The 11,319-nt window shown below is 60.0% G+C and carries 11 protein-coding genes; 1 reads left to right on the top strand and 10 read right to left on the bottom strand.

The features are described from left to right. Positions 1 to 473 precede the first annotated feature (473 nt). Genes Q0F21_RS03015 through Q0F21_RS02980 form a run of 8 tightly spaced genes read right to left on the bottom strand, consistent with a single transcriptional unit; the run spans position 474 to position 9,497 of the window. Entirely contained in the window at positions 474 to 1,091 is a 618-nt protein-coding gene (locus Q0F21_RS03015) for a ribonuclease HII (RefSeq protein ID WP_297237280.1), read from the bottom strand. After that, positions 1,084 to 2,127, bottom strand: coding sequence for a cation diffusion facilitator family transporter (locus tag Q0F21_RS03010; RefSeq protein ID WP_297237278.1), 1,044 nt, complete (start codon positions 2,125 to 2,127; stop codon positions 1,084 to 1,086). Before Q0F21_RS03010 ends, Q0F21_RS03015 begins: the two co-directional genes overlap by 8 nt. Further along, on the bottom strand, positions 2,106 to 2,867 hold the full coding sequence (locus tag Q0F21_RS03005) for a hypothetical protein (RefSeq protein WP_297237276.1): 762 nt from the start codon (positions 2,865 to 2,867) through the stop codon (positions 2,106 to 2,108). The genes Q0F21_RS03010 and Q0F21_RS03005 overlap by 22 nt, the downstream gene beginning before the upstream one ends. Before the next feature lie 15 nt (positions 2,868 to 2,882). After that, positions 2,883 to 4,283 carry a UDP-N-acetylmuramate--L-alanine ligase gene (gene murC / locus Q0F21_RS03000; RefSeq protein WP_297237274.1) on the bottom strand — a complete coding sequence of 467 codons (1,401 nt, stop codon included), beginning with the start codon at positions 4,281 to 4,283 and terminating at the stop codon, positions 2,883 to 2,885. Continuing rightward, on the bottom strand, positions 4,270 to 5,406 hold the full coding sequence (gene murG / locus Q0F21_RS02995; RefSeq protein ID WP_297237272.1) for an undecaprenyldiphospho-muramoylpentapeptide beta-N-acetylglucosaminyltransferase: 1,137 nt from the start codon (positions 5,404 to 5,406) through the stop codon (positions 4,270 to 4,272). The genes murC and murG overlap by 14 nt, the downstream gene beginning before the upstream one ends. An 11-nt stretch (positions 5,407 to 5,417) precedes the next feature. Beyond that, positions 5,418 to 6,824, bottom strand: a complete 1,407-nt coding sequence (locus Q0F21_RS02990; protein WP_297237269.1) for an FtsW/RodA/SpoVE family cell cycle protein — start codon at positions 6,822 to 6,824, stop codon at positions 5,418 to 5,420. A 6-nt stretch (positions 6,825 to 6,830) separates the two neighbouring features. Then, on the bottom strand, positions 6,831 to 7,499 hold the full coding sequence (locus tag Q0F21_RS02985; RefSeq protein WP_297237267.1) for a DedA family protein: 669 nt from the start codon (positions 7,497 to 7,499) through the stop codon (positions 6,831 to 6,833). A gap of 6 nt (positions 7,500 to 7,505) precedes the next feature. Beyond that, positions 7,506 to 9,497, bottom strand: coding sequence for a hypothetical protein (locus tag Q0F21_RS02980; RefSeq protein ID WP_297237265.1), 1,992 nt, complete (start codon positions 9,495 to 9,497; stop codon positions 7,506 to 7,508). 106 nt (positions 9,498 to 9,603) lie between these two features. Between Q0F21_RS02980 and Q0F21_RS02975 the strand changes: the two genes are divergently transcribed. Further along, entirely contained in the window at positions 9,604 to 9,780 is a 177-nt protein-coding gene (locus tag Q0F21_RS02975; protein WP_297237263.1) for a hypothetical protein, read from the top strand. A 4-nt stretch (positions 9,781 to 9,784) separates the two neighbouring features. Here Q0F21_RS02975 and Q0F21_RS02970 read toward each other — a convergent pair whose 3' ends face one another. Continuing rightward, positions 9,785 to 10,261, bottom strand: coding sequence for a DUF3127 domain-containing protein (locus tag Q0F21_RS02970; RefSeq protein ID WP_297237260.1), 477 nt, complete (start codon positions 10,259 to 10,261; stop codon positions 9,785 to 9,787). Between the two features lie 53 nt (positions 10,262 to 10,314). After that, entirely contained in the window at positions 10,315 to 11,313 is a 999-nt protein-coding gene (trpS, locus tag Q0F21_RS02965) for a tryptophan--tRNA ligase (RefSeq protein WP_297237282.1), read from the bottom strand. Between the last annotated feature and the right edge of the window lie 6 nt (positions 11,314 to 11,319).

Genomic DNA, 11,319 nt, shown 5'->3' with positions numbered 1-11,319 from the left:
CGGGATCCTCTTTCCCGGGGTCTTCGGCACTTCGTGCCTCGACACCCGGTCTAAAAAGCGATGATCCCTCCGGGGCTTCGCCCCTGCGGGATCGGTCCGGCGGGTGCAGTAGGGCTGGGATCAGCCGACAGGATTGCACAGCGACAGGGATTATCACTTCTTTACTTTAAGGCTCAAATGCGTCACCCCTGCTCACCGGTCCGGCAATCAGTGCTGTCCAGAAACCGCATTTCAGCACGACACTTCTCCAAAACCACTTTTGGGAAAGCTATTTTTGCCCTAAAAACCACTTTTGGAAAAGCTATTTCGTATCGTCACTTGGTTGGGAGTTTCCCTAACTTATAGAGGGTGAGCTGACTTGCTCTACTGATCAGCGTCGGGAATATACTGGTCCTGATGCGCTGTCCTATGTCCTTGGAGCAAAAAAAAGGTCCTACACCGAGTTTCCGGTGTAGGACCTTTTAGTAGGAACTTCAGTCGTCAGGGAAGAGGGAGGGACGACAGGGAGCGAAGGAGCGGCGATGGTGGGGTGTGAGGCCATACAGGTGGATCGCCTTGAGGTGTGCCGCCGTGCCGTAGCCGGCATTTCGCTCCCAGTGGTAGGCGGGGTAGCTCGCCCCCAGCTCTGCCATCAGCCGGTCACGGTAGACCTTTGCTACGATGGAGGCGGCGGCGATGGAGGCGACTCTGCCGTCACCTCCTACGATGGTCTCGTAGGGGATCTCGAGGTGACTGCGGAAGCGGTTGCCATCGATGAGGAGGTACTCCGGAGCGGGCTTTAGCCCCTCGATAGCGCGCTGCATGGCGAGGAAGGTGGCACTGAGGATATTCATCTGGTCGATCTCCTCGGGCGATGCGCTTCCGACAGAGACGGCTACAGCCTGATCACGGATCATGAGATCGTAGGCCTCACGCTTGTGTGGTGTCAGCTGCTTGGAGTCGGTCAGCCCCGGTAGGTCGAGGGTAGGGGGCAGGATCACTGCAGCAGCGACCACAGGGCCGGCGAGACAGCCGCGGCCTACCTCATCCACGCCCGCCTCCAGCCGGTCCGCTCGGAGCCGAGCGGGGAGATGGATTACTTCTCTACTCACGATCCGGTAGCGGCTCTCCCGAGTCGGGATCGCAGAGATCAGGACGGCGACGCATGAAGTCCCTCGTGTGGCGATAGGGGTGCGACGGCTCCATATGGACCACCACGTGCGTCCGGGCGCCGAAGTGGTCCAGCAGCACCTGCTCTGTCTCGCTCGCTATGTCGTGCGCCTCGTAGAGGGTGAGGAGACCATTGGCCCGTATATCCAGTTCGATCGAGAGTGTCTCCGATCCGATCATCCGTGCCATGATGTGGTGGGGAGAGGTGGCTCCCGGCACCGTCTCCACTACGCTTCGGATCTCCTCGACTGTCTCAGGGTCGACGGTGCTGTCGGTCAGCTTGAGGATGGCGGGTCGGTAGACACCTATGCCGGATCGGATGATCAGACCTCCGACGATGATCGCCGCCAGTGGCTCGAAGAGTGTCCCCTCGCCCGGGATCAGTCGTGCACCGAGCACGCCTATGACGACGGCAGAGGCGGAGAAAACGTCAGAGATATGATCCATCGCCTGTGCGTGGAGGGCGTCGGAGCGGGTCTCTTTCGCCTTCTGCTCCGTATAGAAGTAGGTGAGGAGCTTCAGCACCACTGTCGTGATGGCAACCCAGAGTGCGATAATCTCCGGGGACTTGGGCAGCACGCCCTCACGGAAGTAATCGTAGAAGGTTCTGCAGGAGCCAAAGACGATCAGTACGCCGGTCACCAGCATCGACAGCGCGATCAGGAGTGAGCCGACGATCTCGTACTTCCCATGGCCGTAGATGTGCTCGTCGTCCTCCTTGGGCTTAGCGGAGATGTGGAGGAAGATGTAGGTGATGATATTGGCACAGATGTCGAGGAGCGAATTGATCGCATCGGCTATCAGGGCGGCGGAGTGGCCAGTGATACCGGCGAAGAGCTTGATCGGCGGGAGGAGAAAATTGACCATCGAAGAGAAGGCATAGGCCCGCTTCTTCGCACGGTCGTTTGCCTTGATCTCCTGCTCTGTCAGCGCTCGCTCCTGCGCAGGTGGGGTGGTTACTTCTCTCTCTTTACGCATACGATCTGATTTTCATAGGAGAGCTTCACGAGAGAGTACATATTGGTACCCACTTGCGGCTCGATTTCCTTGTAGTAGACGGGGATCTTGGCTAGATCCTGCTCCAGCGTCTCGAGTCCGTGGAGCTCGAAGACGACCGTCCCCACTCTCGGGTAGAGGTGTATCTTGCTCTCCGAGAGGATCTCTATGTATCCGAAGAAGTGGCTCCACTCGCTGTGTTCATACAGGTACTGAGCGAGCGGGTAGAGCACATAGTGGATCGTCCCGTCGGTCATCGCCCCCTCGGCAAGCGGGACGTAGGCGGTCGAGCCCCGTCTCTGTGGAACGGATATGCCCTCATCGTCGAGGTACCAGGTGGCACCGTTTCGGCTATATCGAATGATGGGCGTCCTCTCGTGGACGATCACGTGGAGGCGCATCGTGGAGGGAGATATGTAGGCGGTGGCGCTGCGGATGTAGGTGGAGGCGTCGACGAGATCTCTCTCAATCTTCTCCGGGTCTACGCCGCGGGAGATGCTGTCCCTGAGGTCGATCGGGAGTGCCGCCGCCACCTCTCGCTCCTGGAGGAAGCGTCCCTTGCCGGTGTCCTGGATGCGGATCGCCGTACGAGAGGGGTAGATGGCGTACGAGACATGCCGGCGAGCGAGGACAAAGGAGCAGCCGAGCAATATCACCAGCAGCCCCATCACCGTCCAGCCGAGGATCCGGCGTAGTCTCTTTCTCTCCTTGCGACGTGTCATAGCGGACTCCCCTTCTTATCCCCTCTCTCTCAGGTGTGCGATCACCTTGGGGATCTCAAACTCGATGTCTCCCGCACCCATCATCACCAGCACGTCGAAGGAGTGCTTCTCCAGCTCCGATGGCAGTGACTCCAGAGGGACGACGCACTTATGAGGCGAGGTGACACGCTCCAGGAGCGCCTCAGATGTGATGCCGGGGATGGGCTCCTCGCGTGCCGGGTAGATCGGTGCCAGGATCACATCATCCACCGTGGAGAGCGCTTTGCCAAAGTCCTCCATGAAGTCCCTCGTCCTGCTGTATAGGTGGGGCTGGAAGACGAGCGTGATCCGCTTCTCCGGGTAGAGCTCTCGGATCGACAGGAGTGAGCGACGCACCTCTCCCGGGTGGTGAGCGTACTCATCGATCACCATCGGTCCGTCGATGCCTATGCGCGTTCTCTCAAAACGTCTGTGAGTCCCTCGGTAGTCTGCCAGTGCGGGGCGGATCTCCTCCTCGGTCAGTCCCACAAGGAGTGCCATGGCAATAGCAGCGGTGGCATTGAGGACATTGATCCGTATCGGCGTGCCAAGCTCCAGGTGGCGCAGCACGCCGTTGGGCGTATGGAGGTCAAAGAAGAGCCGATCCCCCTCGTAGGTGACCCGATCGTATCGGTAGTCGCACTGCTCCGATGCGCCGTAGCGGTAGAGTCGGCAGCCCTCGGGGAGGTCGTCCCGGGATACCTGTGCCGCCTCCTCGGCGATCACGAACCCTCCCCGGCGGAGTAGCCCTACGAAGGTGCCAAATGCAGCGACATACTCGGCCGCTGTGCCGTAGATATCGAGGTGATCTGCCTCTGTCGCCGTGATGATCTCTGCGTAGGGCGTGAGGCGGTGGAAGGAGCGGTCAAACTCGTCCGCCTCCACCACCACATAGTCGCTGCTCTCGTCCAGGAGGAGGTTATTGGAGTCGTAATTGAGCATCAGTCCTCCGACGAAGGCATTGACCCCCAGGTGGGACTGTCTCATCAGGTGAGCCAGCAGCGAGGAGGTGGTTGTCTTGCCATGCGACCCAGCGACGCAGAGTGCCTTGTGTCTCCGGGTCACCTGCCCCAGCAGCTCCGCCCGCTTGATCTGCGGCACGCCGTGCTCCCTGTAGTAGGCTCTCAGTCTATTGTCCTCATGGATAGCCGGGGTGTAGACCACGGTCAGCTCCTTCGCATTGGCGTGGAAGGGCTCAGGCAGAAGCTCGGGATCATCGTCGTAGAGGATCTGAGCCCCCAGCGCCTCCAGCCGATCCGAGACAGGCTTCCGCACATAGTCGTAGCCTCCGACGGTGTAGCCGTAGTAGAGGAAGTACTCGGCGAGGGCACTCATGCCGATCCCGCCGATGCCGATGAAGAAGATTGCCCTCCTCTCTGTAGGGTTACGGTCTGGCATAGCGCTGGATCTCATCGACAATACGTTGTGTGGCATCGGGTAGTCCCAGCTCCTTGGCCGCTGCTGCCATCCGCTCGCACTGCTCCGGATGGCTCAGCAGATCGAGTGCCGTCGGTACGAGGTCGGTCAGTGCCTTGGCGTCCGGTACGAGGAGTGCCGCTCCCCGATCGACGAGCGATTGAGCATTGTGTGTCTGGTGATCCTCGGCGACGTTGGGGGAGGGAACGAGGATCATCGGGAGACCGAGAGCGGTCAGCTCGGAGAGGGTGCCGGCGCCGGCACGTGAGATCACCAGGTCGGCGATAGAGTAGGCGTGGTCCATCTCGCTGATGAAGGGCATCAGATGGACTGAGTCGAAGTCCCGCACCTGACTCTCCAGTGCGGCGTAGTGGCTCTGCCCGCACTGCCAGATTACCTGCAGATCCTCCCGATAGGCGAGCTGAGAGAGCGACTCCAGGATACTCTTATTGATGGATCCGGCTCCGAGGCTGCCCCCGAGGATCAGGAGGGTCTTCTTTTCCGGGACGAGGTCAAAGGTGGCATACGCCGCCCGACTCTTCCGCTCAATCTCCATCAGGCTGTGGCGTATCGGATTGCCCGTGAGGACGATCTCCGGAGTGTCGGGGAAGAAGCGCCGCATATGGGGATAGGCGGTGCAGACACACTTCGCCTTCTTTGCCACCAGCTTATTGGCCTTACCGGCGTAGGAGTTTTGCTCCTGCACCACCACCGGGATACCGAAGTGGTTAGCGGCGATCAGCGTCGGCGCACTGGCATATCCGCCCACCCCGACGACGACCTGAGGATCGAAGTGATGGACGAAGTCCTGAGCCTGCTTCGTGCTCTTGTAGAGTTGGGTGGTGAAGGGGATGATCGAGAATAGGCGCTTGAGCCCTCCACCGCTAGAGAGTCCGCGCACCGGCAGGAGGTGGATCGGATAGCCCGCTGCCGGCACCCGCTTCGCCTCTGCACGACCCTCAGCGCCGACAAACTGGATGTCGCACTTGGGAAAGCGTCTCCGGATCTCATCTGCGATGGAGAGCGCCGGGAAAATATGTCCGCCGGTGCCACCCCCGCTGATGATGACCCGGTACAATTCTGTAGTTGCTTTTTCGTTATCCATGAGGAGTCTGTCTATAGATGAGTGGATCCGTCGGAGGCCTCCTGCCGGAGGGCTTCCTTCTGTTGCTTGGTGAGCTGGTCTGTGAGCTGTATCTCCTCCTCCATCTCCGGCACCTCCTCCAGGTCGACCACCCGGGCGGCGTTACCCGAGACAATGGCGTCCTGATAGAGGCGCTTCTTATTGATGTCGTGGGCGATGCTCTGCACGATGGCGAAGTAGATCGCCGTGATGATGTAGGAGGAGCCTCCCTTAGAGATGAATGGGAGCGTCTGTCCCGTCACCGGCAGTAGGTTTGCCGCCACCGCCATATTCATCATCGCCTGCGTCGTCACGAGGATCCCCACACCCATCAGCACCAGCGTCCGGTACATGCTTCGGGAGTGCTTGGCCAGCATACCGCAGCGGAAGAAGAAGACGAGGTAAAGGATCAGCAGACCGGCTGAGCCGATGATGCCGTACTCCTCCACCACGACGTTGTAGACATAGTCGGAGAAGGCCTGGGGGAGGAACTGCCGCAGCTCGCTCTGCCCCGGACCCTTGCCGATCACATTGCTATTGGCGATAGCCTTCTGAGCCGCCACCACCTGGTAGTCGTTGCCCATGATATCGTCGTAGGTCTCCTCGTTGATCGGTCTCCCGATCTTCTCGAAGAATCCCGTCAGGCGGCTGTATCCAGTGGAGGTTCGCCCGATATCGATCACCGATCCCTTCGGAGCCAGCAGTACCACGAGGATCACCAGAGTGACAGCCCCCAGTCCTCCCAGCGTGAGCCAGCGCATACTCTTCCTGTGCGCTCCCCCGACCCACATCATCAGATAGACGATCAGGGCGAGGAAGACGGCGGTCGAGATATTCTCCATAAATATCAGCAGGCAGGTGATCCCGGTGGCGATGATGATGGTCCAGAAGACCCGCAGCGAGGAGTGCTGCTCATCACTCCCGCGGAGCAGGCTGGCGGTAAAGTTGATCAGCGTCAGGCGCGTCAGCTCCGACGGCTGGAAGGTGAGGAAGAAGATCTTGAGCCACCGCTTACCCCCATTGATCTCTATGCCGATGAAGGGGACCAGCATCAGCAGGATGAGGGAGAAGACGAAGGCGATCGTCGAGCAGCGGAGGTAGTATCGGCTCGGCACGTGCGACCCGAGGACGATGATCCCAAAGGCGCAGACGACCAGGATCAGGTGCTTGAGGATCTGACCGAAGAAGTTCTGCCCGCTATTCTCCGCCCGAAACGCCTCCTGGCTCACGGCGGAGAAGACGACGATGATACTGATCAGCATCAGAGCGATCGTGACGATCCAGATCCCCTTGTCCCCCACAAAGAGATTAGACAGCCGATCCCATCGCGCCCAGTGAACTCCTCTAGTGGCAGTGGACTCCTCGTCCTGCGGTACCATATGTAGTCTGTCGTCCGTCATCCTCGGTCACTGCTTCTTATCCTGATCCCCGAGACTCTCCTCGAGAGGCTTCCGCCGGTGTGCCCGGTACATCATCACGCCGAGGACGATCACCACGATAGCGATGATGATCCGCCCGATCTCCGTACTGTAGCGCGAGACCATGGGGCTGAGCTGATCCATCGGCACGATGCTCTCCAGGTACCACCCGATGGCGATCAGTATGGCATTCCACAGCCCTGCGGCGAGAGCGGTATAGAGGTAAAAGGGTCCCAGTGGCATCTTTGCCAGACCCGCCGGGAGAGATATCAGCTGCCGTATGCCCGGGATCAGCCGACCGGTAAAGGTCGCCACCTTACCGTGCCGGACGAAGTACTCCTCCGCATGGCGCACCCCCTCCTCGCTCAGGAGGAAGAAGGCGCCCACCCGACTCCCGGCAAAGGCATAGACTACGGGGCGTCCCAGCCAGCGGGCTAGGAAGTAATTGACCGTCGCACCGAGCAGCGCTCCGAGCGTACCGAAGAAGAGTATCCCCACCACACTCATCTCCCCCGTGCTTGCGGCGAGGTAGGCCGCCGGTGGTATCACGATCTCACTCGGGAAGGGGATAAATGAGCTCTCTATCGCCATCAGCAGTGTGATGGTGAAGTAATTGAGATGCTCGAGACACCAGGCGATGAAGGGGATGCTCTCCATAGTCGATCAGAGCTGATCCGTCGGCAGTGGTTCTACGGATAGTGTGACGAAGTAGGAGCGTTGCTCTCCAGTGAAGCGATCCCTCTTGCGGAAGACAAATCCTCGGAGCGTGCAGCGCTCTCCCTCCGTCAGCTCGATCGGGGAGAGAATCTGAGAGAAGGTGCCGGTGACCCCCTCGTCGGTCTCTATCGTCACGCGGGCGTCCTCGGTGGCGATCACCGTGGCGGGGACGAGGGGGAAGGAGGCAAGCGCCTCCATCGGATCGACCCGGGCGGGAGCGATCAGAAGAGCCCGCTGCTGTGCCGGACGCTTGGGCGAAGGCTTGCGGACGGTGTCGTAGAGGAGGATGAAGCTGACGAAGTCCCCGATCATGAAGTCCTCCTCGTCCCCCGGCAGGTAGTGGTGCTTGCTCTCCGTGTCTACGAGATGGAAGGAGTGCATCCCCTGACTGTATCCGGTGATGTAGGCGACCCGGAGCGGGAAGAGCTCACGGGGATCCGCCTCCGAGGGCTCCATATGGACCACCACGGCGTGACTGCCCTCCGGCTCGATAAACTTGACATCGAAGAGCTTCCCTCTCAGATCTCCCTCCGGCAGTCCCATCTCCGTGGGATTGGTCAGCAGGACCCGCCCCTCCGGGCTGCTCAGCTTCAGCATCGGCACCACCTGACGCATCGGCTGCTTGAGTCTCAGGGCGATCACGTCCATGACGATCATCGGCGTGGCGGCGAGAGAGTGGTAGACGTAGGCCTCAGCCGGCTTGGCATCGAGGATGTAGTGTGCCTTATTGTCCTTATCCTCCACAGTCTCCTCGGGTATCAGCTCCATCATCTTGTCGAAGCTCATAGGCAGCTCCCGTCCCCTCTCTCCGGCGATCTGAGCGATGATGCGCAGCTCGCGGAGAGCCTTTGCGTACGCACCCCGGTCGATCAGCAGCTTAGCGTAGTGGAGCCGGATGGTGAGGAGGTAGGGGGCGTAGTCGTCCGTCTCCTCCTTCAGCGTCTTGGCGAGAGCGGCAGCCTCCAGCTCGGGATCGTCACCGAGGAGGGAGGCGAGCTCGCCCCATATGCGGGGCTCGGAGTAGATCAGCAGCACCCGGAGGTACTCCTCGAGAGCGGTCTCCCGCTCCCCCTCCAGCAGGTGGAGTCTCGCCTGCGTCAGCTTGACGAGGCGGTCATCGGGATAGAGGCTCTGCAGTCCGGTGAAGAGCTCATAGATCATCTCCGGCACGGGACTCTCCCGTCGGTCGATCAGCTCCTCGATAGAGGTACTGAGGGCGCGATCCACGAGGGAGGAGCTCTCCTGCCCCCGGTCCTTGCGTCCCTTGCCTGTGCTCCTCTGCCAGTCCTCAGACCGGAGTGACTTGGCGGGATCCCACTTGGTGAGGAAGGTGGTGAAGTCGAAGTGCTCCCGGAAGAGCCCCTTCACCCGGAGCAGCTGGTCGAGGATCTTGGAGTTGAGTGCCGAGGGCTTTTCTATGTCGAGGCTGAGGTAGATACCGAGTGCCTGGCGCACCTCATCGAGGGTAATGTACTTATTACGGTAGTCGAAGAAGTCGCTCACCACCTGCGCCACCCTCGGGTGGAGAGCCTTGTGGAGCCCTCCTGGAGAGTTGTGCCAGCCGAGTACTTTGTCGAAGGCCTGGCGCACTTGATCCCTCCTGTGGTAGGGGTTCTTCTCTCTCTGATAGCCGGTCAGCAGGTCGCTCAGCTCACCGAAGTGCGGTACCACGCTCTGTCGTAGCGAGACGAGAGACTCCTCCGCCATCGGTGCGGTGGCGCCCATCCCCTCGACCAGCGTCTCCATCTCTGCCACCATGTCTGCTGCGGTGCTGATGTCCTTCGCCTCTATCGCACCTGTGGCGACGTCCTTCAGCACCCAGAAGAGTGCCGATGAGGACCACTGATTGGGTGACTCCTTATAGTCCTGTCGAGCCAGCTCCACGGCACTCGCCAGATCCCCCTCCTGTCTGAGGGTCATTACCTCTTTATATCCCATGCTTAGTTCTGTTACATCTCACGTTTTCTCCTCCCCTCCATCGGGGAGCTTGTGCGACAATCTTCCTCTCTCGTGCGGCATCTCTCTACTCTCTCTCGGCCACATCATGAGAGCCGACAGAGGCGAGACCCGATCTCACCTGTCTCCCTATTGCGCACTGGATGCGCCTCAGGATAAAACCGAAGCGGTGGAGAGCCACTTTTCCCAAAGGAGCTCCCTCCGCCGCTCACCCCGATCCCCGGAGTGGGCTCCCGACCGCTCACAGGCGACCGGTCAGGTCTGACGGATCAGAAGGGCAGGTCGTCCACGCCGCCGTTGCCGCCGTTACTCTGCTGCGGACCGTAGGACTGCTGGGGGCCATAAGGCTGCTGTGGCTGCTGACCGTAGCCAGGCATACCCTGCGGAGCCTGTGGCTGGGGACCATAGTTGCCCATGGGCTGTCCGTAGGGAGTCCCCATCTGCGTGCCGGCCATCTGGCTCGGGTCGATCTTGACGATATTGCGGACGCGGATGTCGGTGTACCACCGCTCGTTGTACTCACGGCTATTGACATAGAAGAAGACCTGGATAGTATCTCCCTGCTGCAGGTTATAGCCCTTCACCCTGTCCTCTCCGAAGACGGAGAAGTGGACCTTCGTGGGGTACTCCTCCTGCGTCTCTACGACGTACTCCTGGACGAAGAAGTCCTTGCCTGTGTTCTTGCTCGTTCCCGTGCGTGGTTCTAGGATCTTGATGATGGTACCTGTCAGTTGTCCTTCGTTCATTTTCTCTTGATATTATAAGGTTTGTGTAGTTATTATCGTATCTCTGTGGCGGCTCAGCCTCTATAGGGAGGGAAGCCGACGATGCTACGTATCTCTCTGAGGGTCGCCTCGGCGCTCTCACGGGCACGCTCGGCACCGGCGGTCGCCACCCTCTCGAGGTAGGCGCGGTCGCTGCTGTACTCCTCGATCCGCTCGCGTATCGGGGCGATGAAGGCATTGAGGTCGGTGGCGATCTGCTTCTTCAGGTCCCCGTAGCGGATGGAGCAGTCGTCCCACGCTGCGCGGTAGAAGTCATTGGTCTCCTTGTCGGAGACGATCTCCAGGAAGGTGAAGAGATTCCGAATCACCTCCGGCATCTCGCTGTGTGGCTCCTGAGGACCTGCGTCGGTGACCGCTTTCATCACCTTCTTGCGGATCGTCTTCTCGTCATCGCGGAGGTAGAGCGCATTCCCCTCACTCTTGCCCATCTTGCCGGAGCCATCGAGACCGGGGATCTTCACCGCACTCTCCCCGTTGCTTGCGAGGGACTTGGGGAGAGGGAAGAAGTCAACCCCGTACGTGCTATTGAATCTCTTGGCATAGATCCTCGCCATCTCCATATTCTGCTCCTGATCCTTGCCGACCGGGACGCCCCAGGCGCGGTGCTGCAGGATGTCAGCCGCCATCAGCGTCGGATAGGTGAGGAGCCCGGCATTGACATTATCCGGCTGTAGGCGGACCTTGTCCTTAAAGGTCGTCGTCCGCTCCAGCTCACCCATATAGGCGAGCATATTGAGGTAGAGGTAGAGCTCCAGCGTCTGATGGACGTCGCTCTGCATGTAGATGGTGCACTTCTCCGGATCGAGACCGCAAGCGAGATACTCCGCCAGGATGGTATAGTCATTGGCGATGATGTCCTCGGGGTGGGGTGCCGTCGTGAGAGAGTGCCAGTCAGCAATGAAGAAGTAGCACTTCTCCTCACTCTGAAGCTTAAGAAAATTGATGACAGCCCCGAAGTAATTCCCCACATGGAGGTTTCCGGTAGGACGTATGCCACTTACGATGGTATGCATAGATCT

This window comes from uncultured Porphyromonas sp., from assembly GCF_934359325.1.
Taxonomy (GTDB): Bacteria; Bacteroidota; Bacteroidia; order Bacteroidales; family Porphyromonadaceae; genus Porphyromonas_A.
This window is presented reverse-complemented; position numbering and strand designations above follow the sequence as displayed.

Coding starts and splice junctions, on each gene's coding strand:
- Q0F21_RS03010 (WP_297237278.1), bottom strand. CDS start 2,127: ATGCGTAAAGAGAGAGAAGTAACCACCCCACCTGCGCAGGAGCGAGCG.
- Q0F21_RS03005 (WP_297237276.1), bottom strand. CDS start 2,867: ATGACACGTCGCAAGGAGAGAAAGAGACTACGCCGGATCCTCGGCTGG.
- murC (WP_297237274.1), bottom strand. CDS start 4,283: ATGCCAGACCGTAACCCTACAGAGAGGAGGGCAATCTTCTTCATCGGC.
- murG (WP_297237272.1), bottom strand. CDS start 5,406: ATGGATAACGAAAAAGCAACTACAGAATTGTACCGGGTCATCATCAGC.
- Q0F21_RS02990 (WP_297237269.1), bottom strand. CDS start 6,824: ATGACGGACGACAGACTACATATGGTACCGCAGGACGAGGAGTCCACT.
- Q0F21_RS02985 (WP_297237267.1), bottom strand. CDS start 7,499: ATGGAGAGCATCCCCTTCATCGCCTGGTGTCTCGAGCATCTCAATTAC.
- Q0F21_RS02980 (WP_297237265.1), bottom strand. CDS start 9,497: ATGGGATATAAAGAGGTAATGACCCTCAGACAGGAGGGGGATCTGGCG.
- Q0F21_RS02975 (WP_297237263.1), top strand. CDS start 9,604: ATGAGAGCCGACAGAGGCGAGACCCGATCTCACCTGTCTCCCTATTGC.
- Q0F21_RS02970 (WP_297237260.1), bottom strand. CDS start 10,261: ATGAACGAAGGACAACTGACAGGTACCATCATCAAGATCCTAGAACCA.
- trpS (WP_297237282.1), bottom strand. CDS start 11,313: ATGCATACCATCGTAAGTGGCATACGTCCTACCGGAAACCTCCATGTG.